Source organism: Micrococcus lacusdianchii (assembly GCF_023155805.1).
Classification (GTDB): Bacteria; Actinomycetota; Actinomycetes; order Actinomycetales; family Micrococcaceae; genus Micrococcus; species Micrococcus lacusdianchii.
In genome coordinates, this window is the sequence record NZ_JAKNUW010000005.1 from 106,698 (window position 1) to 131,294 (window position 24,597).

At 73.1% G+C, this 24,597-nt stretch carries 21 protein-coding genes and 1 tRNA gene; 10 read left to right on the forward strand and 12 right to left on the reverse strand.

The features are described 5' to 3' along the window. Positions 1-61 precede the first annotated feature (61 nt). Positions 62-2,131, forward strand: a complete 2,070-nt coding sequence (pta, locus tag MA879_RS04705) for a phosphate acetyltransferase (protein WP_248123907.1) — start codon at positions 62-64, stop codon at positions 2,129-2,131. 89 nt (positions 2,132-2,220) lie between these two features. Beyond that, on the forward strand, positions 2,221-3,396 hold the full coding sequence (locus MA879_RS04710; protein WP_248123968.1) for an acetate/propionate family kinase: 1,176 nt from the start codon (positions 2,221-2,223) through the stop codon (positions 3,394-3,396). A gap of 55 nt (positions 3,397-3,451) precedes the next feature. Here the strand turns inward: MA879_RS04710 and MA879_RS04715 are convergent, their stop codons facing one another. The 5 genes from MA879_RS04715 to MA879_RS04735 form a co-directional block, all read right to left on the reverse strand. Next, positions 3,452-5,164 carry an ABC transporter ATP-binding protein gene (locus MA879_RS04715; protein ID WP_248123908.1) on the reverse strand — a complete coding sequence of 571 codons (1,713 nt, stop codon included), beginning with the start codon at positions 5,162-5,164 and terminating at the stop codon, positions 3,452-3,454. Between the two features lies 1 nt (position 5,165). Continuing rightward, the gene (locus MA879_RS04720; protein ID WP_248123909.1) at positions 5,166-6,149 is read right to left on the reverse strand and encodes an ABC transporter permease; all 984 of its coding nucleotides are present in this window, start codon (positions 6,147-6,149) and stop codon (positions 5,166-5,168) included. Further along, positions 6,146-7,150 carry an ABC transporter permease gene (locus MA879_RS04725; RefSeq protein ID WP_248123910.1) on the reverse strand — a complete coding sequence of 335 codons (1,005 nt, stop codon included), beginning with the start codon at positions 7,148-7,150 and terminating at the stop codon, positions 6,146-6,148. The genes MA879_RS04720 and MA879_RS04725 overlap by 4 nt, the downstream gene beginning before the upstream one ends. A gap of 142 nt (positions 7,151-7,292) precedes the next feature. Beyond that, positions 7,293-8,972: an ABC transporter substrate-binding protein gene (locus MA879_RS04730; RefSeq protein ID WP_248123911.1), complete on the reverse strand. Its 1,680-nt coding sequence runs from the start codon at positions 8,970-8,972 to the stop codon at positions 7,293-7,295. A gap of 280 nt (positions 8,973-9,252) precedes the next feature. Beyond that, entirely contained in the window at positions 9,253-10,176 is a 924-nt protein-coding gene (locus MA879_RS04735) for a glycerophosphodiester phosphodiesterase family protein (protein ID WP_335342032.1), read from the reverse strand. An 87-nt stretch (positions 10,177-10,263) separates the two neighbouring features. Between MA879_RS04735 and MA879_RS04740 the strand changes: the two genes are divergently transcribed. Then, complete coding sequence (locus tag MA879_RS04740) at positions 10,264-11,550, forward strand: DUF445 domain-containing protein (RefSeq protein WP_248123912.1); 1,287 nt, start codon at positions 10,264-10,266, stop codon at positions 11,548-11,550. A 94-nt stretch (positions 11,551-11,644) separates the two neighbouring features. Here MA879_RS04740 and MA879_RS04745 read toward each other — a convergent pair whose 3' ends face one another. Both MA879_RS04745 and MA879_RS04750 read right to left on the reverse strand, forming a co-directional pair. After that, the gene (locus MA879_RS04745) at positions 11,645-12,517 is read right to left on the reverse strand and encodes a hypothetical protein (protein WP_248123913.1); all 873 of its coding nucleotides are present in this window, start codon (positions 12,515-12,517) and stop codon (positions 11,645-11,647) included. Between the two features lie 58 nt (positions 12,518-12,575). After that, positions 12,576-13,289 (reverse strand): alpha/beta hydrolase, encoded by a 714-nt coding sequence (locus MA879_RS04750; RefSeq protein ID WP_248123914.1) that lies wholly within the window; start codon positions 13,287-13,289, stop codon positions 12,576-12,578. Between the two features lie 429 nt (positions 13,290-13,718). Between MA879_RS04750 and MA879_RS04755 the strand changes: the two genes are divergently transcribed. Continuing rightward, positions 13,719-14,147: a hypothetical protein gene (locus MA879_RS04755; protein WP_248123915.1), complete on the forward strand. Its 429-nt coding sequence runs from the start codon at positions 13,719-13,721 to the stop codon at positions 14,145-14,147. Then, complete coding sequence (locus tag MA879_RS04760; protein WP_248123916.1) at positions 14,135-14,581, forward strand: D-arabinono-1,4-lactone oxidase; 447 nt, start codon at positions 14,135-14,137, stop codon at positions 14,579-14,581. Before MA879_RS04755 ends, MA879_RS04760 begins: the two co-directional genes overlap by 13 nt. 103 nt (positions 14,582-14,684) lie before the next feature. Here the strand turns inward: MA879_RS04760 and MA879_RS04765 are convergent. Further along, positions 14,685-14,757: transfer RNA gene (locus MA879_RS04765), tRNA-Lys, on the reverse strand. Between the two features lie 144 nt (positions 14,758-14,901). On the opposite strand from MA879_RS04765, the gene MA879_RS04770 reads away from it, so the two are divergent. From MA879_RS04770 to MA879_RS04780, 3 genes are all read left to right on the forward strand, one after another. After that, on the forward strand, positions 14,902-15,576 hold the full coding sequence (locus MA879_RS04770; protein ID WP_248123917.1) for a hypothetical protein: 675 nt from the start codon (positions 14,902-14,904) through the stop codon (positions 15,574-15,576). Between the two features lie 167 nt (positions 15,577-15,743). Further along, the gene (locus tag MA879_RS04775; RefSeq protein WP_248123918.1) at positions 15,744-16,370 is read left to right on the forward strand and encodes a hypothetical protein; all 627 of its coding nucleotides are present in this window, start codon (positions 15,744-15,746) and stop codon (positions 16,368-16,370) included. Positions 16,371-16,385: 15 nt separating this feature from the next. Next, positions 16,386-17,420, forward strand: a complete 1,035-nt coding sequence (locus MA879_RS04780) for an inorganic phosphate transporter (RefSeq protein ID WP_248123919.1) — start codon at positions 16,386-16,388, stop codon at positions 17,418-17,420. Between the two features lie 81 nt (positions 17,421-17,501). Here MA879_RS04780 and pstB read toward each other — a convergent pair whose 3' ends face one another. From pstB to pstS, 4 genes are all read right to left on the reverse strand, one after another. Next, positions 17,502-18,281, reverse strand: a complete 780-nt coding sequence (pstB, locus tag MA879_RS04785; protein WP_248123920.1) for a phosphate ABC transporter ATP-binding protein PstB — start codon at positions 18,279-18,281, stop codon at positions 17,502-17,504. A gap of 50 nt (positions 18,282-18,331) precedes the next feature. After that, on the reverse strand, positions 18,332-19,516 hold the full coding sequence (gene pstA / locus MA879_RS04790) for a phosphate ABC transporter permease PstA (protein ID WP_248123921.1): 1,185 nt from the start codon (positions 19,514-19,516) through the stop codon (positions 18,332-18,334). A 1-nt stretch (position 19,517) separates the two neighbouring features. Then, positions 19,518-20,480, reverse strand: a complete 963-nt coding sequence (pstC, locus tag MA879_RS04795; RefSeq protein WP_248123922.1) for a phosphate ABC transporter permease subunit PstC — start codon at positions 20,478-20,480, stop codon at positions 19,518-19,520. A gap of 132 nt (positions 20,481-20,612) precedes the next feature. Continuing rightward, positions 20,613-21,767 (reverse strand): phosphate ABC transporter substrate-binding protein PstS, encoded by a 1,155-nt coding sequence (gene pstS, locus MA879_RS04800; RefSeq protein ID WP_248123923.1) that lies wholly within the window; start codon positions 21,765-21,767, stop codon positions 20,613-20,615. 197 nt (positions 21,768-21,964) lie between these two features. On the opposite strand from pstS, the gene MA879_RS04805 reads away from it, so the two are divergent. Next, entirely contained in the window at positions 21,965-23,134 is a 1,170-nt protein-coding gene (locus MA879_RS04805) for an FUSC family protein (protein ID WP_248123924.1), read from the forward strand. A gap of 52 nt (positions 23,135-23,186) precedes the next feature. Further along, positions 23,187-24,593 (forward strand): DNA repair protein RadA, encoded by a 1,407-nt coding sequence (gene radA, locus MA879_RS04810; protein ID WP_248123925.1) that lies wholly within the window; start codon positions 23,187-23,189, stop codon positions 24,591-24,593. The last annotated feature ends 4 nt before the right edge of the window (positions 24,594-24,597 follow it).

A 24,597-nucleotide genomic window follows, 5' to 3' on the forward strand; every position in this document is an offset into this window, starting at 1 on the left:
GGGTGCCCCGCCGGGTCCGTCCCCGCCCACACCGCACCGCCGTCGTACGCGAAAGGCCGTCATGCCACAGGGGATCTTCGTCACCACCACCACGCCGGGCGCAGGCAAGTCGCTCGTGAGCCTCGGCCTGGCCGACTCGCTGTACAAGCGCTCCGGCTCGGTGGGCTACTTCCGCCCCGTGGTGCCCGGGGACGACGTGGAGAAGGACCCGATGGTGCTGCTCATGCGCGAGCAGTTCGGCCTCACCGCCGAGCAGGCGCGCGGCGGCCTCACCGCGGCCCAGGCCCGTTCCCTCATGGCCGAGGGCCGCGGGGACGAGGTGCAGGAACGCTGCGTGGAGGTCTTCGACGCGATGGCGGCGGCGGCCGGCGTCGTGGTGGTGGAGGGCACGGACCTGACCGGCGCCGACCCCGCCGCGGACCTCGAGCTCAACGCCCAGCTGGCGCTGAACCTCAGCACCCCCGTGCTGGCCGTGGTCTCCGGGGCCGGCCTGGACCCGCGGCGGGCCGCCGACGCCGTGGACCTCACCCGCCACGCCCTCGACGAGTCCGGCGTGGACCTGCTTGCCGTCCTCGTGAACCGGGCGGACGCGGACCGGGTGGACGAGATCCGCGACGCCATCCGGCCGGGCCGGCACCGCCGTCCGGTCTACGTGCTCCCGGAGCTGCCGGAGCTCGCACTGCCCTCGGTGGCCGAGGTCGCGGACGCGCTCGGGCTCGACCAGGTGGCCGGCCGCGAGACCCTCGACCGCGACGTCGCCGAGGTGAAGGTGGTCTCCATGGACGGCGGCAACTTCCTGGAGATCCTGCGTGAGGGCGCCCTCGTGATCGTGTCCGGCGACCGCTCGGACGCGATCCTCGCGACGGTGGCCTCATCGCTGACCCCGGACTTCCCCACGCCCTCGGCCATGGTGCTGACGAACGGGATCCTGCCGAATGCCCAGGTGCAGCGCCTCTACCTGGACGCCTCGTTCCCCGTGTTCGTGACCCACGACGACACGTTCAACACGGGGGCGAAGGTGTCCCGGGTCCGCGCCGAGCTCTCGAGCGCCCAGCCGCGCAAGACCGCCGCCGCCCTGGGCGCCTGGCACCAGCGCGTGGACGGGGACGAGCTGCTGGCGCGCATCGACCTGCCGCGCAGCTCCACCGTCACCCCGCTGCGCTTCCTCCACGACCTGATCGAGCGCGCCCGCACGGACCGGAGGACCGTGGTGCTGCCCGAGGGCGAGGACGCCCGCGTGCTGCGGGCCGCCGAGATCCTGCAGCGCCGGGACGTGTGCGACCTCGTGGTGCTCGGCGTCGAGGCCGAGGTGAAGGAGCTGGCCTCGCGCGAGGGCATCGACCTGACCGGCCTGACCCTCGTGGACCCGGCCACCGCACCGGACCGCGACCGCTACGCCGAGGAGTACGCCCGGCTGCGCGCCCACAAGGGCGTGGACGTGGAGCGGGCCCGCGAGGTCATGCTCGAGGGCGCCTACTACGGGACCATGATGGTCCACCTGGGCGACGCCGACGGCATGGTCTCCGGGGCCGCGCACACCACGGCCAACACCATCCGGCCGGCGCTCGAGTTCGTGAAGACCAAGCCGGGCGTCTCGATCGTCTCCTCCGTGTTCTTCATGCTCCTCCCGGACCGGGCGCTGGTCTACGGCGACTGCGCCGTGAACCCGGACCCGGACGCGGAGCAGCTCGCCGACATCGCGGCGGCCTCCGCGGAGACCGCCGCCCAGTTCGGGGTGGACCCGCGCATCGCGATGCTCTCCTACTCCACCGGCGCCTCCGGCTCAGGAGACGCCGTGGACAAGGTCCGCCGCGCCACCGAGCTCGTGAAGGACCGTCATCCGGAGCTGAAGGTGGAGGGTCCGCTGCAGTACGACGCAGCCGTGAACGCCTCCGTGGCCGCCTCGAAGATGCCCGACTCCGAGGTGGCCGGCCAGGCCACGGTGTTCGTGTTCCCGGACCTGAACACGGGCAACAACACGTACAAGGCGGTCCAGCAGTCCTCGGGCGCGGTCGCCGTCGGGCCGGTGCTGCAGGGCCTGAACAAGCCCGTCAACGACCTCTCCCGCGGCACCACGGTGGAGGACATCGTCAACACGGTGGCCATCACCGTCATCCAGGCCCAGGGCTGAAAGGAATCCCCATGACCGACCCGATGAACCCCTCCCCCGCCACCGCCGCCCTGCCCACCGTGTCCGCCCGGGAGCTGGACCAGGAGACCCTGCTGGTGCTCGTGGTGAACTCCGGCTCCTCCTCCCTGAAGTACCAGGTACGGGAGATCACGCCGGACGGGGAGGACACCGCGGACCCGGTGGTGACGAAGGGCCTCGTGGAGCGGATCGGGGTGGCCGGCTCGGACGTCCCGGACCACGCCGCGGCGCTCGAGCGGGTGGAGCGGCAGATCGCGGAGGTGGTCGGGGATCGCCGCCTGGCCGCCGCCGGCCACCGCGTGGTGCACGGCGGCGAGCGGTTCCACGCGCCGGCGCTGGTGACCAACGAGGTCATCCGCGCGATCGAGCGGCTCGCCCCCCTGGCGCCGTTGCACAACCCCGCCGCCGCCCAGGGCCTGCGCGCGGTGGCCCAGCGCTGGCCGGAGCTGCCGCAGGTGGTGGTGTTCGACACCTCCTTCCACCAGACGATGCCGCGTGAGGCCTGGCAGTACGCCCTGCCGGACGAGCTCTACACGGAGCACGGCATCCGCCGGTACGGGTTCCACGGCACCAGCCACGACCTGGTCACCGGCCTCGCCGCGCGCCACCTGGGGATGGATCGCGGCGAGTTCGACGGCGTGGTCCTGCACCTGGGCAACGGCGCCTCCGCCACGGCCATCCGGGGCGGGCGGTCCGTGGACACCTCCATGGGCTACACCCCGCTGGCCGGCCTCGTGATGGGGACCCGTTCCGGCGACCTGGACCCCTCCGTGGTGACCCACCTGATCACCGCCCACGGCATGTCCGCCGAGCAGGTGGACACGATGCTGAACAAGGAGTCCGGCCTGCTGGGGCTGTCCGGCCATGCGGACATGCGCCAGGTCCTCGAGGCCGCGGAGGCGGGCCACCGCGCGTCGCGCGATGCCCTGAAGATCGCGTCCTACCGCCTGGCGAAGTACGTCGGCGCGTACCACGTGGCCGTCGGCGGGGCGAAGGCGATCGTGTTCACCGCGGGCATCGGCGAGAACTCCGCGCCGTTCCGCGCCCGCGTGCTCGACCGGCTCGAGGCCCTGGGCGTGCGGTACGACCACGCCCGGAACATGGCGCGCGGCGACGACCCGCGGACCATCTCCGCGGACGACTCCGCGATCCCGGTGCTCGTGGTCCCCACGGACGAGGAGATGGCGATCGCCCATCTCACCCACACCGTGGTGGAGCGCGAGGAGGCCTGGCCGCTGCAGGGCTGAGGCCGGCGTCGTCAGGGGTCGGGGCGAGGGCGGGCCCCGCCCCCCAGCGTCCCGCTCAGACGTGCTCGCCGTCGCCCTCCACCCGGATGTCCAGCTCGTTGCCGGGGATCGAGGCGAGCAGGCGGCGCGTGTACGGGTGGCGCGGGTTGGTGAAGATCTCCTCCGAGCTCGCGGCCTCCACCACCTCGCCGTCCTTCATGACGCACACGTAGTCCGAGATCAGGCGCACGACGGCGAGGTCGTGCGAGATGAACAGGTAGCTCAGCCCCAGGCGGTCCTGCAGGTCCTTGAGCAGGTCGAGGATCTGCGCCTGGACGAGCACGTCGAGGGCGGAGACCGGCTCGTCGCACACGATCAGGTCCGGCTCGAGCGCCAGCGCGCGGGCGATCGCCACGCGCTGACGCTGGCCGCCGGAGAGCTCGGACGGGTACCGCCGGTGGAAGTGCGCGGGCAGGGCCACCTGCTCCATGAGCTCGAGGGCCCGCTTGCGCCGCTCCGTCGCGTTGCCGCGACGGTAGGCCTGCAGCGGCTCCTCGATGATCCGTCCCACCGTGAAGGAGGGGTTGAGCGAGGAGAACGGGTCCTGGAACACCGCCTGCACCCGCTGGCGGAAGTCCTTCAGGTCCGCGCCCCTCATGCCGAGCACGTCCTTGCCGTCGAAGGTGATCTCCCCCGACGTGGGCTCGATCAGCTTCAGCAGCATGCGGGCCGTGGTGGTCTTGCCGGAGCCGGACTCGCCCACCACGGACACCGTGGCCCCGCGCGGGATCTTCAACGAGACGTCCTTGGCGGCCGTGAAGTCCTCGCGCCCGCGGACGGGGTAGACCTTGGTCAGGTCCCGGATCTCCACGAGCGGGGTGAGGTCCTTCTTCCGCAGCGCCACGGTGCTCAGGGACGCCGTGTCGTCCTCCGCCAGGGCGGCCGGGGCCGGGTCGAACGCCTCGGGCAGCAGGCGGGCGGCGGCCACGGACGGCGCCGCCGCCACGAGGGAGCGGGTGTACGAGTGCTGCGGGTCCTCGAGGATGGCCCGCGCGTCGCCGGCCTCCACCACGCGGCCGCGGTGCATCACCACCAGCTGCTGGGCGCGCTCGGCGGCGAGGCCGAGGTCGTGGGTGATCAGCAGGACGGAGGAGCCGAGCTCGCGGGTCATCTCGTCGATCTGGTCCAGGATCACCTGCTGCACGGTCACGTCCAGCGCCGAGGTGGGCTCGTCCGCGATCAGCAGCTGCGGGCGGCAGGCGAGGCCGATCGCGATCAGCACGCGCTGGCGCAGGCCGCCCGAGAGCTCGTGCGGGTACTGCCTCGCCCGGCGCTCCGCCTCCGGGATGCCGGCGCGCTCCATCACCTCCACCACCTGGTCCTTCACGGTGGCCTTCGTGGCCAGGCCGTGCGTCAGGAGGGTCTCCCCGATCTGCTGTCCCACCCGGGTGACGGGGTTGAGGTTGGACATGGGATCCTGCGGCACCAGGCCGATCCGCCGGCCGCGGATGTGGCGCATCTTCGCGTCCGGCAGGCCCACGAGCTCCTGGCCGTCGAACCGGATGGAGCCGCCGGTCACCCGGCCGTTGCCGGGCAGCAGGCCGATCGCGGCCATCGCGGTGGTGGACTTGCCCGAGCCGGACTCGCCCACGATCGCCAGGGTCCCCCCGGCCGGCAGGCTCAGGGATGCCCCTTCGACGGCTGTCACGGTGCCCTGCTGCGTGGCGAACTCCACGTCCAGGTCGCGGATCTCGAGCAGGGGGGCCGCGTCGTTGTGATGGGTGTCCATGTCAGCGCCTCCGGGACGTGGGGTCGAGGGCCTCGCGCAGGGACTCGCCGAGCAGTGTGAAGCCCAGGGCGGTGATCGCGATGCACAGGCCTGGCAGGAACGCGAGCCACGGGTTGATGCCGAGCTCCGCCTGCGCGTAGGTCAGCATGCGGCCCCACTCGGCGGTCTCGGGGCGGCCGCCTCCGAGGCCCAGGAAGGACAGGGCGGCGGCGTCGATCACGGCGGTGGCCAGCGTGAGGGTGGCCTGCACGATCACGGGGCCCATGGAGTTGGGCAGCACGTGGGACATGGTGATGGTCCGCCGGGACAGTCCCAGGGTCTGCGCCGCGAGCACGTAGTCCGAGCCGCGCTGGCTCAGCATCGACGAGCGCAGCAGGCGCGCGAAGATCGGGATCTGCGCCACGCCGATCGCGATCATCACGGCGAACGGGGTCTGGCCCAGGATCGCGGCGATGGACACGGCCAGCAGCAGGTGCGGCACGGACAGCAGGATGTCCACCACGCGCATGACGACGGCGTCCACCCACCCTCCGAACATGCCCGCCAGCAGGCCCAGGAGCATGCCGCCGGCCAGGCCGAAGGCCGTGGAGACCACGCCGATCAGCAGGGACGCCTGCGCGCCCCAGATCAGCTTGGACAGCACGTCGCCGCCGAAGCGGTCCAGACCGAGGGGGAACCCGGCCAGTTCGCCGGGGCCCGGGACGTCCGTGGGGCGGATCTCGCGCATGCCCGGCGTCGCGGTGCCCGCATAGGGGGCCAGCACCGGGGCCAGGACGGCCACCAGCAGGAACAGGGCCACGATCGCCGCGCCGACGATGGCCGCGGGGTTGCGGCGCAGGCGCTGGAAGGCCGCGCCCCACACGGAGGTGCCGCGCGCGTCCGCGCCGGGCTCCGTGGTGGCCTGGGTGCCGCCCGGGGCGACGGCCTCGTCCACGGTCTCCTCGGCGGGACCGCCGCCCGGGGAGGGGGGAATGACCATGCTCATGAGACACGCACCCTGGGGTCGATGAGGCCGTAGGAGATGTCCACGACCAGGTTGATCAGCGAGTAGAGGAGGGCGATGAAGATGATGAAGCCCTGCAGCACCGGGAAGTCCAGCTGGAAGATCGCCTGGCTCAGGAATCGCCCGATCCCGTTGAACGCGAACACCGTCTCGGTGAGCACCGCACCGGAGATCAGCAGGCCCAGCTGCAGGCCCAGCGTGGTGGTCACCGGCAGCATCGCGTTGCGCAGGATGAACCGGTTGCGGATCAGGCCCGGGGCCAGGCCCTTGGCGCGCGCGGTGCGCACGAAGTCCGCGTTCTGCACGTCCAGCACGGAGGCGCGGGTGATGCGCGCGATGATCGCCAGCGGGATGGTGCCCAGCGCGATGCCCGGCAGCACCAGGTGCAGGATCGCGTCCCACGCGGCGTCGTACTCGCCCGTGATCAGTCCGTCCCACACGTAGAAGTCGGTGTAGTGGGTGGCGTCGATGCGCGGATCCTGGCGGCCGTCCGTGGGCAGCCAGCCCAGCTTCACGGCGAACAACCACTTGAGCAGGAACGCCAGGAAGAACACCGGCACCACCACGCCCAGCAGGGACAGCACGACGGCGACGTCGTCCTGCCAGCGGCCCACGTGACGCGCCGCCCAGTAGCCCAGCGGGATGCCGATGGCCACCGCGAACACGATCGCGAACACGGACAGCTCCACGGTGGCCGGGAACCGCTGGGCGAACTCCTCCACCACGGGACGGTTGGTGACGATCGAGGTGCCGAAGTCGCCCTGCAGCAGCTTGCCCATGTAGGTGAAGTACTGCTCCACGAGCGGCTTGTCGAAGCCGTAGGCCGCGTTCACGCGGGCGACCGCCTCGGGCGTGGCGCGGTCGCCCAGGAGCGCGGTCGCGGGTCCGCCGGGCAGGCTGCGCACCCACGCGAACAGCAGGATGGACAGGCCGAACAGCGTCGGGATCAGCAGCAGCAGGCGCCGGCCGATGAGTCTGAGCACAGGGGTCTCCTCCGGGCCGGGGCGCATGCCCGGCCGCTCGGTGGGGGGCGGTCACGGCGACGACGACGCCGGGGCTCCGGCGTCGTCGTCGCGCGGGGAGGTCAGGGCCGCGGCGGGGGACGACGCCCCCGCCGCGGGCGGCTCACTCCGTGAGGTCGATCTCCGTGAAGACCTCGTCGTTGACCGGGCTGGCCGGGTAGGAGGCCACACGCTTGTCGAACGCCAGCGACGGCGCCGGGTGGGCGAGCGGGATGGCCGGCACGAAGTCGGAGATCTCCTTGTTGATCTCCTGGTACTTCGGCGTCTGCTCCTCCAGGGTCGGGATGCCGCGGGCCTCCTCCAGCGCGGAGAACAGCTCCGGGTTGTCGAAGCCGAACTCCGGCTTCTCCTGGCCGAAGAACACGCCCACGAAGTTGTCCGTGTCGTTGTAGTCGCCGGTCCAGCCGAGCAGGTGGAGGCCGTGGTCCGCGGTGCCCTGGATCTGGTTCAGGTAGTCCGGGCTCCACTTGGCGGGCTTCGCGTTGACCTTGATGCCCACCTGGGCCAGCTGGTTGGAGAGGTTGGAGAACGCCTGCTCCGGGGTCGGCATGTACGGCCGGGAGACGCCCGTGGGGTAGTTGAAGTCGATCGTGAAGCCGTCCGGGTAGCCCGCCTCCGCGAGCAGCTGCTTGGCCTTCTCCGGGTCGTACTCGTAGGTGGTGACGTCCTCGGCGTAGCCGTTGACGGAGTCCGGGATGAACTGCGTGGCGGCCTTCGTGCCCTCCGGCAGCGTCTGGCTGATCAGGGCCTCCTTGTCGATCGCGTGGGCGATCGCCTGGCGGACCTTCACGTCCTTGAGCTCCTCCTGCTCCTGGTTCATGCCCAGGTAGAGGATGGTGAACGGGTCCCGCTGGACGACGTTGAAGCCGGCGTCGGCCAGGGCCTTGGTGTCGGCGGGGGCCACGAGGTCGTAGCCGTCCACGTCGCCGGCCTCGAGGGCCTGGCGGCGGGCCACCGGGTCGTCGATGACGCGGAAGGTGATGTCCGTGACCTCGCCGCCCTCGCCCCAGTAGTCCTCGTTGGCGGTGAGCGTGATGTCCTCGCCCACGTTCCAGGAGGAGAACGTGTAGGGGCCGGTGCCGGTCGGATGGGCACGGGCGTACTCGGACATCTCGGGGGACTCGGCGGTGCCGCCGATCTCGTCGGCCTTGTACTTCTCGAGCGCCTCGGGGGACTGCATCGCGAAGGCGGGCAGGGACAGGGAGGAGATGAACCCGGCGAACGGCTCGGCGAGGGTGACCTTCGCCTCGTGCTCCCCGGTGGCCTCGCAGGACTCGTAGACGGCGTCCTCCGGCTTGTCCGCGAAGCCGCGGAAGAGCTTGCCGTAGTAGTAGGAGACGGTCTCGGCCTGCTGGATGCCCTCGAAGTTGTACCAGCGGTCGAAGTTCGCGCACACGGCCTCGGCGTTGAACGGTGTGCCGTCGTGGAACGTCACGTCCTTCTTCAGCTGGAAGGTGTGCTCCAGGCCGTCATCGGAGGACTCCCAGGACTCGGCGAGCAGCGGGGCCGGGTCGGCCGTGCCCGGCTTCGTGCCCACGAGGCCCTCGAAGATCTGGCGGGAGACGCGGAAGGACTCGCCGTCCGAGGCGAAGGCGGGATCCAGGGTCTTGGGGTCCGAGGACGCCGCGAAGATGAAGTTGCCGTCCACGGCGGCGGTGTCGCCGCCGGAGGCGGAGCCCCCGGCGTCGTCGCGCTGACTCTCGGCGCAGCCGGTGATGAGCAGGGCGCCTGCGGCGGTGAGGGCGGCCGCAGACAGGACGCGGCGGCGGAACGGGGTGGCCATGACGGTCCTCCGGTCTCGAGGGTGCGAGGTGCGCTCCGCGTCGGCGGTGACACGGACCACGGGATGGGATGCGTGTGACTATAGCCACGCCAGCACACCTCCGGGAGATCTCCTCGTCATACCCGCGTCGCCCGCGGGCGATCCCCGGAGCCCGGCCTCGGCCTCTGCCCCCGGCAGGGCCCTCAGCGCTCCGGCGACATTCCAGCGGCACGGGACCACTGTGATGTCGCCGGGGCGCTGGCGAAGCGAGAAGCACACCGGACAGACGCGCGGGCCCGGCTCAGCGGGCGGCCGAGGGTGCGGACGCGGACGACGACGTCGCGACCTCCGTCACCCAGCGCGCCACGTCTGCCGGGCGGTCCGTGGTGAGCTCCTGGACGCCCTGGGCGAGCAGGAACTCCACGTCCTCGCGCTCGTTCACGGTCCACACCCGCAGCCGGCGGCCGGCCGCGAGCCAGGCCTTCACGTCCGCGAGGTGCCGGCGCACGTATGCCACGGACGGACCGGCCAGTCCGGCGCGGCCCTGCCACACGAGTGCCTCGGCGTCGGCGAGGGAGCGCCCCACCACCGCCCGCACGGCGGCGTGGGACACCGGCCCGCGGGCCAGTCGGGAGGGCACCCGCTCCGGGAGGAGATCGATCAGCGGGCACAGCGCGTCGGGCCCGGTCAGGGGGGCCACGTACGCCAGGGCGCCGGGGTCGAAGCTCATGAGGGACACGGTCACCTCCCCCATGAGACCGGTCTCGGGGTCCCAGCCGGCCGCCACGAGCTCCCGCAGCACCCTCTCCTCGAGCTCCCGACCGAACGGGGAGGGGTGCTTGAGCTCCACCGCGAGGCGCAGCGGCCGGCCGGCCGAGCTCGCCAGCTCGAGGGCCTCGCGCAGGGTCAGCAGCTGCTCGCCCGGTCCGCCGTAGGCGGCGGGCAGACGGGTCCGTCCGCCGCCGGCGTCGGCCATGCCCGCGTGCCAGGACACGACGTCCAGGCCCCGCAGCTCGGCCAGGGTCCGGTCCGCGAGCGCCCCGCGGCCGTCCGAGGTGCGGTCGAGGGTGGCGTCGTGCCACAGGACGACCTCGCGGTCGCGCGTGAGCTGGACGTCGCATTCGAGGCCGTCCGCGCCGACGGCGATCGCGTGGCACAGGGCGGCGCGAGTGTGTTCCGGGAAGGCGGCGGACGCGCCGCGGTGGGCGATCACGAGGGGCAGCACGGCGCCCACGGTAGGGAGCCCGCCTGTCCCGCCCGCCACGCCCGCCCCACGGGCGGGTGAACCGCGGGCGACGACTACGCTCGTCCCATGGCATCGACCCCCGTCACCGGCGTGGACGCGTCCTTCCCGCTGAGCGCGTCCTCGATCGAGCGTGCGGCGGCGCTGCGCCGCATGAAGACGCTGGCCACCGGCCTGCTGGTGGCGCTGGCCGTGGTGTTCGCCGTCGCGTTCCCGCTGCAGGACGTGCACCCGTTCTGGGGCTATGTGCGCGCCGCCGCGGAGGGCGGCATGGTGGGCGCGCTGGCGGACTGGTTCGCGGTCACGGCGCTGTTCCGTCATCCCGCGGGCCTGCCTGTGCCCCACACCGCGCTGATCCCCAAGAAGAAGGACCAGCTGGGCTCCGCGCTCACGGAGTTCGTCCAGGAGAACTTCCTGGACTCGGACGTGGCACGGGAGAAGGTCGAGGGCCTCGAGGTGGCGCACGCCGCCGGCGGCTGGCTGCGGCAGCGCCCGCACGCGGCCCGCGTGGCGGGGGAGATCGCGACGGCGGCGCGTGCGGCCGTCTCCGCGGCCGACGAGGCGGCCGTGCAGGACCTGCTCCAGCAGCTGATGCAGACCCACATGGTGGAGCCGGACTGGTCCCCCACGCTCGCGGGCGTGCTGGACAGCGTGCTGGAGGGCCGCCACCACGAGAAGGTCGTGGACCTGGTGGTCAACCACACCGGGGACTGGGTGGCCTCGCATCCGGAGATGTTCGTGGAGACGGTCCGCCGCCGCTCCCCCGAGTGGAGCCCCGACCTCGTGGACCGCCTGCTGGCTGAGCGCCTGCACGCCGAGACCCTCAAGTACCTCGCGGGCATCCGCCGGGACCCGGAGCACGAGGCCCGCCGCTCCGTGGACGACTGGCTCTCCCGGCTGTCCGTCAACATGCGGCAGGATCCGGAGACCCGCGCCTCGGTGGAGCGGTTCAAGACGAGCCTGTTCGCCGACGAGAACCTCCGCGCGTGGGCCGGGCGCGCGTGGGCCGCGCTGCGCGACTCCCTGCTGGACGCCCTCGAGGACCCCGCCTCGGACCTGCACCGCGCCCTCGTGGACGCCCTCGTGGACCTCGGGGTCCGCCTGCAGGAGGACCCTGCGCTGCGCACCACGGTGGACGCCCGCGCCCGCCGCGTGGCCGCCTACGCGCTGAGCTCGTACGGCCCGGCGCTCACCGGTGTGATCGAGGAGACCGTGGCCCGCTGGGACGGCGAGCAGACCGCCCGCACCCTCGAGCTGCTCGTGGGCCGGGACCTGCAGTTCATCCGGATCAACGGCTCGGTGGTCGGCGCCCTGGCCGGCCTGGCCATCCACGCCCTCGCCACGCTGGTCTTCTGAGCCGCCCCACCCCCCGGCGCGACGACGGCGACGCACCCTGCGGAGGGTGCGTCGCCGTCGTGGTGGTGGCGGGGCCCTGCGGGCCCGGGCCGGATCAGGCCTTCTTCTCGTCCTTCTTGCCGACCGGCAGGGCCTTGAGCAGGCCGGAGAGGAAGGTGCCGTCCTCTGCCTGGGCACCCTCGGCGACGTCCTTGCCCGCGGCGGCGGCCTGGACGATCTCGCCCGGGATGGCGGCCGGCAGGGGGCCGAAGAGCTCCGCGGCGTTCTCCATCACGGCCTTGCCCATGGCGCGGTTGCCCACGCCGCCGATCACGGCGCCCACGCCGAACGGCACGGCGCGGCCCACGAAGCCGGCGCCCTGCCGCAGGAGCATCTTGCGCATGAACGTCCTCTTGAGGCGATCCACCACGAACGCGCTGATGCCGGTGCCGGAGGCGGTGCCCGCGAGCGCGTTGAGGCTGGACTGCGGGTCGTAGGGACGGCCGGCCTTGGCGGCGGCCTCGCGGAGCAGCTCCTTGGCGTCGTCGCCGAGCATGAGGGCCATGACGAGGGCCTGGGCGCGCTGCGGGTCCTGCGTGGTGATGCCGTGCAGCTCGGCGAGGGACTGCGCGTAGAGGGCGGTGGCCTCCATGAAGCCGGCGACCGCGGCACCGGACAGGCCGAGCACGGCCACGGTGCCGATGCCCGGGACGATCGCGGTGCCGCCCACGGCGGCACCGGCCCCCGTGACGGTGGTCAGGTACTGCTGCCCCAGCCGCTCGGCGAGACGCTCCGGGCTCTCCCCCGGGTGCTTCGCCGCCATGCGCTGGATGTTCTTCAGGACCAGGGGACGCTGGACCGCCAACACCGTGGAGAGGGCCTTCTCGAAGCCCTCCGTGGGCTCGCCGTTCTCATCGAGTGCCGACTTCAGCGCGAAGTCCTTCACCTTCCCGGACGCGTACCGGCCGATCATCGAGTTCTTTGCCATGGGGGACACGCTAGTCGTCCCCGACCCCCGCGGTCAGGCTCCGGAGGACCGGGGGGGATCAGGCCGAGGCGAGGACGTGCTCCAGGAAGATCCGCACGTCCCGGGCCTCCTCGGGACTCGTGGCGTGCAGCATGCCCGGGTACGTCCGGGCGGTGAGCCGCGTGTGCTCCTGGGCCCACGCCTGGGTGTGCGCCACCGCGTCCTGGTGGATGACCAGGTCCTGCACGTCCCGTCCCCAGAAGAACGGGCGCGGGCCGGGCCCCTCGGCCGGGGAGTCCAGGACCGCGAGCAGCTCGTTGTCCACGGCGAACCCGCTGAGCCCCACGCCGCAGGTGAACGCCTCGGGGCGCAGGCGGATGGCCGTCGTCGCCATGGCCATGCCCTGGGAGAAGCCGAGCACGGACACGGAGCGGAACCCGGCCCGCTCCACCTCCTCGGAGGAGAGCGCATCGTACACGCGATGGGCGGCGGCGAGCACCTGCGCGAAGTCCGACTGCAGCAGCAGGTCCAGCAGGAACCAGCCGTGGGCGCCCGGGTCGCCGGGGCCCTCGGCGGCGTCGGCGTCGATCTCGAACCCGCCCCGCAGCGCCAGGCCGGTGCAGCGCTCCGGCAGCATGGGGAAGAAGGTGCGGGCGGCGCGGACCTCGTTGGAGCCGTAGCCGTGGAGGACCAGGACGAGGTCCGTCCCGGCGCGCTCGGAGGCGGGACGCGACCACACGGCGTGGCCGCCCGAGCTGAGCACGGCGCTGCCTGGCGCGGATCCGGTGGGCATGCTTCCATCCTAGGTGTGAAGACCGCCCCGTCCCGGCGGCGCCCCCGTACGCCCGCTACGCGGCCGCCCTGCGCCGGCTCCCCCCTGCAGACCGCTCCGCGCCCCTCGGCCTGCTGGACCTGGACGCGTTCCGGGCCAACGCCGCCGACCTCCACGCCCGCTCCGGCGGCCTGCCGGTGCGCGTGGCCTCCAAGTCCCTGCGCGTGCGCCGCGCGGTGGAGGAGGCCCTGACCCTGCCCGGGTACCGGGGCGTGCTGGCGTACGCCCTGCCCGAGGCCCTGTGGTGGGCGGAGCTGGGCCAGGACGACGTGCTGGTGGCCTACCCGAGCGTGGACGAGGACGCCCTGGCCCGCTGGATCATGGACCCCGCGGCCCGCGCCGCGGTGACGGTCGCCGTGGACTCCCCGACCACCTCCGAGGATCGCCGCCGTGGGCGGCGCGCTGTCCACGTCCACGCACGGCACGGGCCTCGGGCTCACGGGGTATGCGGGCATGGTCACGGGGCTGCGGCTGGCGACGGCGGACGGCGCCCTGCACTGGGTGGACGCCGAGCACGAGCCCGAGCTGTTCGAGGCCGCCCGCGTGAGACTGGGTTCGCCCGGGGTGATCGTGGAGGCCGAGCTGCAGTGCGTGCCCGCCTTCGCCGAACGCTCCCGCACGGCCGACCACCTCGAGTTCTACTGGTTCCCCGGCACGGACGTTGCCCTGACCAAGGAGAACACGCGGCGTCCGCTGGGGGACGGCGTCGACCCCGTGGGGACGTTCCGCAGCACCGTGATGGACGGGCTGCTGACCAACGGCCACTACGGGCTGATGTGCCGCGCGGGGCGCGGGTCCCGCGGATCGTGCCGGCCCTGAACCGGGTCTCCGCGTGGGGTGTGGACCAGCGCCGGTACCGGGACGTCTCCCACCGCGTGTTCGTGGCGGACCGCTCCGTGCGGTTCCGGGAGATGGAGTACGCGCTGCCGCTCGAGGCGTTCGAGGAGGCGTTCGCGGGCCTGCAGGCCGTCACGCGCGACCTCGCCCGGCGCGGCGACCTGCCCTCCTTCCCCGTGGAGGTGCGCACCGCGGCCGCGGACGACGTCTGGCTCTCCACTGCGCACTTCCGGGCGGGCGAGGAGGTCTTCGCCGGCCTCGGCGGGCGCCCGCACTGGGGCAAGGAGCACACCCGGGACGCCGCGTGGGTCGAGCGCGCGTACCCGCGCTTCGCGGACTTCCGGGCCGTGTGGGACGCCGTCGACCCCGGCCGCGTGTTCACGAACGACCACCTGGACCGGGTGTTCGGGGCCTGAGCGGCGGGGCGGCGCACGTGCCTCCCTGTCCGGATGTCGCGCGCCCTCAGCACGACGACGGCCCCCGACTCGGCATCATGCCTGGTCAGGGGCCGCTCTCGGGTGGGCCCTGCGGGGATCGAACCCGCGACCAGCGGATTAAAAGTCCGATGCTCTGCCAGCTGAGCTAAAGGCCCTCGGACCGCGGGAGTCCGGCGCCGCGCGGGCGCCTCGGGGCATGCCCCACGGATACCCTGCCATGGTAGCCGAGCCGCCGAGGCCACTAGCCTGGTCCGGGCCCGTCACCGCGTCACCCCCACCCCCACTCGGAAGGAGCCCGCATGCCGCACCACCGCGCCCCCGCCGGTCATGGGACGAGCTCCACCGCCTCCGGCCTGGACCGTCCCCATCGCCCACGCGTCACCGCCCCGGACCGGATCGCCGACCTGGCCGGCGGGGAGGACCCGCAGGAGGTCGCGGCCGCCGCGGCGCGGCTCGCCCACGCCCTCGTGGCGGGCGGCCGCGCGGAGGAGGACCCCGACGTCGTCGAGCGCCTCGTGGGGCTGGTGCGCGAGGTGGGCGTGGAGACCCTCGCGGGGCTCTGGGCGGACGCGCCGGCGGTGTCCCTGGCAGGCTCGCTGTGGCGCCTCTACGCGCTGCAGGAGGCGACCGCGCGCGACGGCGAGCGCTGGGCCGCCTGGTACCGCGCCGGGCATGCGGCACACGCCTGGCGGGCCGTGGCCGGGGCCGTCGAGCCACCGGGCCCGGACGAGCTGCGCCGCCTGACGGACACGATCCTCACCGGTGCGTACCGGGCCGAGCTTGACGTGGCCCTCGAGCGGGCCGCTGCGTACGCCCGCGTGGTGGCCCTGGGCCAGACCCACCACGCGGACTCCCTCGAGGCCTCGGACCCGGCCCATGCCGCGCGCCTCACCGGCCGGGCAGGGCGCATGGTGGCCACCGCGGAGGCCCTGGAGGCCTCGGCTCGCTCGTGGCGGGACCGCACGCTAGACTGACCGCCGACGGCGCCGGGCTGCAGGTGACCCCGGGCTCCAACACATCGCCGCCATGAGCGGCCCTCCGCCGAGAGGCGTCCCCGGTCCGGCGTCGTCCTGGACCTCCCACCCCGCCGCCCGCACCCGCCGGCGGCGGCGCGTCCGCTGAGGAAGGTGACCCGCCGAGCATGGCCCCCCGCCCGCCCTGGCTCGTGACCCGGGACTCCCCCGCCCTCCGGCATCTGGCCGACCTCTGCGACGGCCTCGGCCGCGCCGTCCAGGCCGTCGCGCAGAGCCCGGCCGCGGTCGGGGATGAGCGGGACCGCGTGGAGCGTGGCCTCGAGGACGTCGACGCCGCCGCCACCGCCTCCCTCATGGCCCTCCTGACCGCGCTGCGCAGCGCCTACGTGACGCCCCTGCCCCGCCAGGACCTCTACCGTCTGGCGGACGGCGTCCACACGGCCGTGCACCGGGTGGTGGCGGCCGGCGTGCTGGTCCACCGCGCGGACCTGCCCGAGCTGCCCCGCCACGCCCTGGACCTGCTCGAGACCATGGGCCGCCAGGGCGAGCTCATGGCCGCCGCCGTGGGGCTCCTGCGAGACCTCGACGCGCTCGAGGACACCTGGATGCAGCTCGAGCGCGGCCTGCGCCGCATGGACCGCGTGATGGTCGAGTGGCTCTCCGCCCTGGGCATGGACCTGCTGCAGCGGGACTTCAACCGCCAGCGGGAGGTCGCCGGCGCCCTGCAGGCCGCCCTCACGGCCCTGCACCGGGTGTCCACGGACCTGGGCGTGGTCCTGGTCCGTGAGTCCTGAGCGGAGGACCGCCCCGTGACCGCCGCCGTGGCCCTCGTCCTGCTGCTGACCGTCCTGCTCGCGCTGGTCACGGGATTCCGCGACGCCCCCAATGCGGTGGCGCTGCCGGTCCGGTTCCGGGCCCTGTCCCCGCGGATCGCGCTGCTCATGGCCGCAGTGCTGAACACCGTGGGCACGCTGCTGGGGATGGGGATGCTCGGGGCGGGCATCGCGCTCGTGGGCGGCCTGGGCGCCCTGGGCGGCGGCGCTCTGCCCACCCTCGCGGTGGCGCTCACGGTGGCCCTCACGTGGGGCCTGCTGCTGTGGTGGCTGCGGATGCCGATCTCCATGACCCATGCCGTCCTGGCCGCGATCGCCGCGGCCCACCTCGCGGCGCACGTGGCCCTCGGGCTCCCGCTGGACGAGGCCTTCAGCCGCGACGCCCGCCGGGACGTGCTGCTGGGCCTGACCCTGTCCCCCGTGCTCGCGTGGGGGCTGACCCGCCTCCTCACCCCGCTCGTGGTGCGCCTCGGCACCACGGGCACCACGGTGAACGTGCAGCACCGGGCCCGCCTCGCGCTGGCCCTGTCCTCGGGCATGACGGCGTTGGGCCACGGCCTGCAGGCCGGGCAGCGGCTGGGGACGGTGTGGCTGCTCACGGCGGCGGGCGCGCTGGGCGCGGGACTGCCCGCCGACACGGACCTGACGTGGCCATACATTCTCAGCGCCGTGGTGTTCGCGGCGGCCGTGGGCGCGGGCACGCTCGGCGGGGCCTGGCGCATCGGCTGGACCCTCACCGAGCGCCTGGTGATCCTGGACCCGCTGCGGGCCTCGGTGGCCGCGGCCGTCCCGGCGGTCCTGCTCTTCCTCGGCTCCCTGCTGCTGCACCTTCCGCTGTCCTCGACCCACACGCTCACCGCGAGCATCGTGGCCGCCGGCCAGACGCAGACCTACGCGTCCGTGCGATGGCCCACCCTGGCCCGCGTCGTCGCCTGGTGGCTCCTGACCCCCCTGGTGTGCGGCGCTCTGGCCTTCGCCCTCGGCCTCGTCACTCTGCGCATTCTCGGCTGACCTCCTGCCTCCACCACGACGGCGACCCCCGCCCGGACGTGCCGGGCGGGGGTCGCCGTCGTGGTGGGCGCGCGGGGCGGCTCAGCCGAAGCGGCCCGAGACGTAGTCCTCGGTCTGCTGGTTCGAGGGGTTGTTGAAGATGGTGTTCGTCTCGTCGAACTCGATGAGCTTGCCGGGCTCGCCGACGCCCTGGATGTTGAAGAACGCGGTCTTGTCCGCCACGCGCGCGGCCTGCTGCATGTTGTGCGTGACGATGATGACCGTGTACTGCTCCTTCATCTCGTTGATGAGGTCCTCCACGGCGAGGGTGGAGATCGGGTCGAGGGCCGAGCAGGGCTCGTCCATGAGGATCACGTCGGGCTGCACCGCGATGGAGCGGGCGATGCACAGGCGCTGCTGCTGGCCGCCGGAGAGGCCGGAGCCCGGCTTGTCGAGGCGGTCCTTCACCTCGTTCCACAGGTTGGCGCCGCGCAGGGAGGTCTCCACGATCTCGTCGGCGCGGGCCTTGCTCAGGCGGGTGCCGTTGAGCTTGTAGCCGGCCAGGACGTTGTCCCGGATGGACATGGTGGGGAAGGGGTTCGGGCGCTGGAACACCATGCCGATCTGCGAGCGGACGCGGACCGGATCGACGTTGGACGCGTAGATGTTCTCGCCGTCGAGCAGCAGCTCGCCCTCCACGTGGGCGCCCGGGAGCACCTCGTGCATGCGGTTGATGCTGCGCAGGAACGTGGTCTTGCCGCAGCCGGAGGGGCCGATGAACGCGGTGACCGTGCGGGGGGCGATGTCGATGTTCACGCCCTCCACCGCCTTGAAGGTGCCGTAGTAGACGTCGACGTCGTTGGCCTGGATGCGCTTGGACATGGGTGCTTCGATTCCTTCGGGAGTCTCGGGTGAGGAGGGGCCGACGTCGGTCAGCGGCCGGACTTGGGGGCGAACGCCTTGGCGATCACCCGGGCCAGCAGGTTCAGCGCCATGACGATCGCCACAAGGACGAGCGCGGCGGCCCACGCGCGGGCGGTGGACGGGTCCGCCGCGGTCGGCGACGTGGGGGCGACCAGCTGTCGGTAGATGAACACCGGCAGGGCGGTCATCCAGTTGTCGAACGGGTCCCAGTTCACGTTGACGGCGAAGCCCGCGGTCACCAGGATCGGCGCGGTCTCGCCGGCCACACGGGCGATCGCCAGCGTCACGCCCGAGGCGATGCCGGAGATGGCGGTCGGCAGCACGACCTTGGCGATGGTCTGCCACTTGCGCACGCCCAGGGCGTAGGAGCCCTCGCGCAGCTCGTTCGGGACGACGCGGAGCATCTCCTCCGTGGAGCGGACGACGACCGGGATCATCAGCACCGAGAGGGCGATGGCCGCGGTGAAGCCCATCTGCACGTTCTGCAGGGCCTCCGGGCGGCTGCCCATGACCTGCTCGAGGACCCACGTCACGGCGGCGTAGGCGAACAGGCCGGCCACGATGGAGGGGATGCCGGTCATGACGTCCACGAAGAAGATGATGGCCCGGGAGAACCAGCCGTCCCGCCCGTACTCCACCAGGTAGATGGAGGTCAGCATGCCGATCGGCACCGAGATGATCGTGGCGATCAGCGTGATGACGACCGTGCCGACCAGCGCGTGGCCGAAGCCGCCGGCCAGCTCGCCCGCCGGGGTGCCGGCGTCGATCCAGTTGGAGTCGTCGACGCCGGTGACGCCCTGCATGTCGTAGGCCATCACGTGCGGGTTGTTCACCAGGGTCGGCAGGCCCGTGGCCACCACGGACCACAGCACGGACACCAGCGGGGCGAGGGCGATCAGGAAGGCCAGCCAGACGAGGTTGCGCCACAGGCCGTCGGTGGCGCGGCGCCGGTTCTCCATGGCGCGGGTGGCCACGTACATGCCGAGCACGTAGAGGATCGCGGTGATCACGAGGAACGCGGCGATCGGGAAGCCCTCGGCCAGCAGCAGGGTCAGACCGGCGCCGATCACGGCGGCGCCGACGAGGACGGCGATCCAGACCCAGCCGGGCTTGCGCCCGCCGCTGAGGGACTCCTGGCGCCGCGGGCGGAGGTCGGTCTCGGTGGGAGGAGTGGTGGTCACAGTGCTGCTCATGTCAGTTCGCCCCCGAGAATTCCTTGTGCTTGTTCACGATCGCGCGGGCGATCATGTTCACCGCGAGGGTGATGATGAAGAGCATCAGGCCCGCGGCGATCAGCTCGTTGAGGCGCATGCCGAACGCCTCCGGGAAGTTCAGCGCGATCTCCGAGGGGATCGTCTGGTTGCGCCCGGACTGGATGAGGGACCAGGAGAAGATGCCGCCGGAGAGCACCATGGTCACGGCCATCGTCTCCCCCAGGGCTCGGCCGAGGCCCAGCATGATCGAGGAGACGATGCCCGCGCGCGCGAAGGGGAACACCGTCATCTTGATCATCTCCCACCGGGTGGCGCCGAGGCCCAGGGCGGCCTCCTGGTGGAGGATCGGGGTCTGCGTGAAGATCTCCCGGCACAGGGCGGTGATGATCGGCAGCACCATGACCGAGAGGACGATGCCGGAGGTGAGGAGGGTGCGGCCCGTCGTCGTCGGGGCCCCGGCGAAGAACGGGATGAACCCGAGGTGCTCGTTCAGCCAGCCGTAGATCGGGACCATCAGCGGCGCGAGCGTCAGCCAGCCCCACACGCCGTAGACCACGGAGGGGATCGCGGCGAGCAGGTCGATGACGAACCCGACGGGCTTGGCGATCCGCGGCGGGGCGTAGTGCGAGATGAAGAGCGCCACCCCGACCGCGACGGGGGTCGCCAGGAGCAGGGCGATGATCGCGGCCATCACCGTGCCCGCCATGAGCGGCCAGACGTACTCGAAGAAGCTGTCGACGGGGGAGTCCAGGTCCGCACCCGGGCGGATGGCCGGGAGCGCCTCGGAGACGAGGAAGATGGCCACGAAGGCCAGGACCAGCAGGATGACGACGGCGGAGGCGAGCGCAAGGCCGGAGAAGATGCTGTCACCGGCACTGCCGGCCCGGGAGCCGCGCAGTGAGGCGGACGACTCGCGGGCCGTCGCGGGGGCGGGTGTGGACACGATGCCTTCCCTCGATGTCAGGGGGGGGAACAGAGACGGAGGGCCGGTGCAGCGCACCGGCCTGGCCTTCGGCCGCCGAGCCCGGTGGGCCCGGCGGCCGAAGGAGTGCCGTCACGAGGACGGCGTCAGGGATCAGCCCTGGGCGGAGATGGCCTCGATGCGCTCCATCGCGGCGTCGCGGGTGGCGGCGGAGATCGGGGCGTTGCCGGCCGCGCCCTCAGCAGTGCTCTGGCCGTCCTCGGAGATGGCGTACTCGGCGAAGGCCTTCACCTGGTCGACGGTCTCCTGGTCCTTGTACTGGTTGCAGTAGATGTGGTAGGAGACCAACACCACCGGGTACACGCCGGCCTCGGTGGTGGCGCGGTCGAGCTCGATGGAGCCGTCCTCGTTGGCCTCGGACTTCTCGACGGTGGCGGCGGCGGCCTCGGCGGAGTACGCCACGTACTCCTCGCCGACCTTCACGTCCACGGTGCCCAGGCCGTCCACGGCGGAGGCGTCGGCGTAGGTGATGGCGCCCTCGTTGGAGGAGACCAGGCCCACGACGCCGGTGGTGCCCTGCGCGGACTCGGCGGTGATGTCGGCCGGCCAGGTCTCGACCTCGTCGTAGGACCAGGCGTCGCCGGCGGCCTCGGTGAGGTAGGCGGTGAAGTTCTCGGTGGTGCCCGAGTCGTCGGAGCGGTGCACCACGGTGATCGGGGTGTCGGGCAGCTCGACGCCCTCGTTCTGGGAGGCGATGGCCTCGTCGTTCCAGGTGGTGATCTCGCCGGTGAACACGCGCGCGATGGTCTCGGCGTCCATCTTGATGTTCTCCTCGACGCCCGGCAGGTTGTAGGCCACGGCGATCGGGGAGATGTAGGCCGGCACGTGGAACGCGCCCTGGTCACCGCAGACCTGCTTGGCCTGCTCGGCCTCCTCCTCGTCCATGGCGGCGTCGGAGCCGGCGAAGGAGGTGGCGCCCTGCAGGAACTTCTCGCGGCCCGCGCCGGAGCCGTCCGGGGAGTACTGCACGGTGAGGTTCGGGGCCACGGAGGACACGCCCTGGGTCCAGGCGGTCATGGCGGCCTCCTGGGAGGAGGCGCCGGCGCCGACCAGGTTGCCCTGGACGTCCGAGGTCGCGCCGCCCTCGGCGGCGGAGGACGAGCCGGCCGGGGCGGCGGAGGACGAGCCGGCCGGGGCGGTGGAGCTCGCGCCACCGTTGCCACCGTTGTCGGCGGAGGAGCAGGCGGTCAGGGCGAGAGCGGCGACGGAGAGCAGAGCGGCCGAGCGGCCGAAGCGGAGAGCCTTCACGGGGATGCCTCTTTCTAAGCGGTGACGGTGACGGCGGCATGCCGGTTCCCCGGCCGCGCCATGTACGCCACGGTAGGGGGGCCATATGAATCGCGTGTCCGCCGAGGATGAACAGCCGGTGAACTGCCGCGCGCAGGGCGTGTCTTGCATCACAATGCGGCCACGGACGCCCTCGCGGCCCGCAGTAGGGTGGCCGCATGACAGACCGCCACGCCACCGCCACGGGCACGCTCCCCGCGGTGGTCCCGGCCGGCCGTGGCCGGCGGATGGCGCAGTTCGCCCGGCGTCGTGCGCGTGCGGGGTGGTCGCGGGTCCGCAGCTCCGTGCCCCATGCCGCCCTGATGGCGGCCTGCGCCGTGGGCGCGTACGCCTTCGCGGAGCGGGTGCTCGGGCACGGGCAGCCCCTGTTCGCCGCCACCGCCCTGCTGATCGCGCTCGGCTTCCAGCGCGAGCCCCGGGTCCGCAAGGTCGCCGAGGTGGCGGCCGGCTGCACACTGGGCATCCTCATCGGGGACCTGATGATGGCGGGTCTCGGCCGCGGGCTGTGGCAGGCCGTCGTCGTGGTGTTCGTGTCCGTCATGGTGGCGAGGTTCCTGGACTCGGGCGCCACGTTCACCATGCAGATGTCCCTGCAGTCCGTGCTCGTGGTGCTGCTCCCCCTCGGGGAGCAGGGCCCGTTCGCCCGCTCGGGGGACGCGCTCGTGGGCGGTGCCCTCGCCCTGCTGGTCACGTTCCTCTCCCCCCAGGACGCCAGCCGCGGCACGGCCCGGCAGCTGCGGGGCCTCTACGAGTCCATGTCCCGCGTCCTGCGCGAGCTCTCCCAGAGCCTGCGCGAGGAGGAGTCCCGCACGGCGTGGATGGCGCTCGTGGAGTGCCGGCGCACGCAGGGCACCCTCGACGACGTCCGCCGCGAGCTGCTCCTGAGCGCGGAGCAGGCCGCGTTCAACCCGCTGCAGCGGTCCTCCCGCGGGCTCGTGGAGACGATGTCCCGCGCCGCGGACAGGTCCGACCTGGCCGTCCGCTCGCTGCGGATCGTGGCCCGCCGCGTGGTCTCGATCCTCGACCACGGCGCGGTGGACGACGACCACCGCGAGCGCCTGGCCGCCTGGTTCGACGACGCCGCGGACGCCGTCGAGATCCTGCACCGCTCCCTCGTGGAGCCCCAGGAGGAGGGCCGGCACCGCTCGCTGGGGGTGGCCCGAGACGCCCTGGGCACCTCCGCCTCCCGCCTGGACCCGCACGAGCTGGCCGGGCGCACCGTGCACGGCGAGGCGCTCGTGATGCTGCTGCGCCCCATGATGGTGGATCTGCTCGAGGCCACCGGCGCCTCCCACGACGAGGCCGTCTCCTACCTGCCGCGGGTCTGAGCCGGCGGCGAAGCGCCGCTACCCCGTCCGCACCCCTGCCTACAGTGGGCGCATGGCCACCAAGACCGCCGCGAAGCGCGCCCCCGGATACCGCTGCACCGAGTGCGGCTGGACGTCGGTGAAGTGGGTGGGCCGCTGCGGCGAGTGCCAGGCGTGGGGCACGGTCGAGGAGGCCGGCGGGGGCTCGACGCCGGGCCGCACCCGGGCCTCCACGGTGGCCGCCCCCGCTCCGCGCATCGGGGAGGTGGACGCCACCCTGGCCTCCTTCCGCACCACGGGGGTGCGGGAGCTGGACCGGGTGCTCGGCGGCGGCCTCGTGCCCGGGGCGGTGATCCTCCTGGCCGGCGAGCCCGGCATCGGCAAGTCGACGCTCCTGCTGGACGTGGCCGCCCAGACCGCCCGCGGCGCCGGCGGAGGCGGGGAACGGAGCGTGCTGTACCTGACGGGCGAGGAGTCCGCGGCCCAGGTACGGTCCCGGGCGGACCGGATCGGGGCGGTGGCGGACACCCTGCGCCTGGCGGCGGAGACGGACCTCGGGCGCGCCCTGGGCCAGATCGAGCGGACCGACCCGGCGCTCGTGGTGGTGGACTCGGTGCAGACCCTGCAGTCGGCCGAGGTGGAGGGCGTCGCCGGCGGGGTGACGCAGGTGCGCGAGGTGGCCGCGAGCCTGATCCGCACCGCCAAGGAGAAGGGCATCACCACCATCCTGGTGGGCCACGTGACCAAGGACGGCACGATCGCCGGGCCCCGCCTGCTCGAGCACCTGGTGGACGTGGTCTGCCAGTTCGAGGGGGACCGCCACTCCCGGCTGCGCCTGGTGCGGGCCGTGAAGAACCGGTTCGGCCCCACGGACGAGGTCGGCTGCTTCGACCTGCGCGAGGACGGGATCGAGTCCCTCGACGACCCCTCCGGGCTGTTCCTCTCCGGGACGGCGGACCCTGTGGAGGGCACCTGCGTGACCGTGACCCTCGAGGGCCGCCGCCCGCTGGTGGCCGAGGTGCAGTCCCTGCTCACCCCCTCGGGGGGCGGCAGCCCCCGCCGCACGGTCTCCGGCGTGGACGCGGCCCGCGTGAACATGCTCCTGGCGGTCCTGCAGCGCCGCGCCCGCTTCGCCCTGGCCCAGGACGACTGCTACGTGGCCACCGTGGGCGGCGTGCGCCTGGCCGAGCCGGCCTCGGACCTCGCGGTGGCGGTGGCCATCGCCTCCGCCAAGCTCGGCGCGCCCGTGCCGCAGGGCATGATCGCCGTCGGGGAGCTGGGCCTGGCCGGCGAGGTGCGGCCGGTGCCGGGCGTGGGGCGGCGCGTCCGGGAGGCGGCGCGGCTCGGCTTCACCCGTGCGCTCGTGCCCCGCACCCCCGAGCCGCTCGGGGAGGTGCCGGCCGGATTCTCCGTGGCCGAGGTCGGCACCCTGGGCGAGGCCCTCGGCTCCATCCAATCCTGGACCGGCAGACAGTCCTGACCGC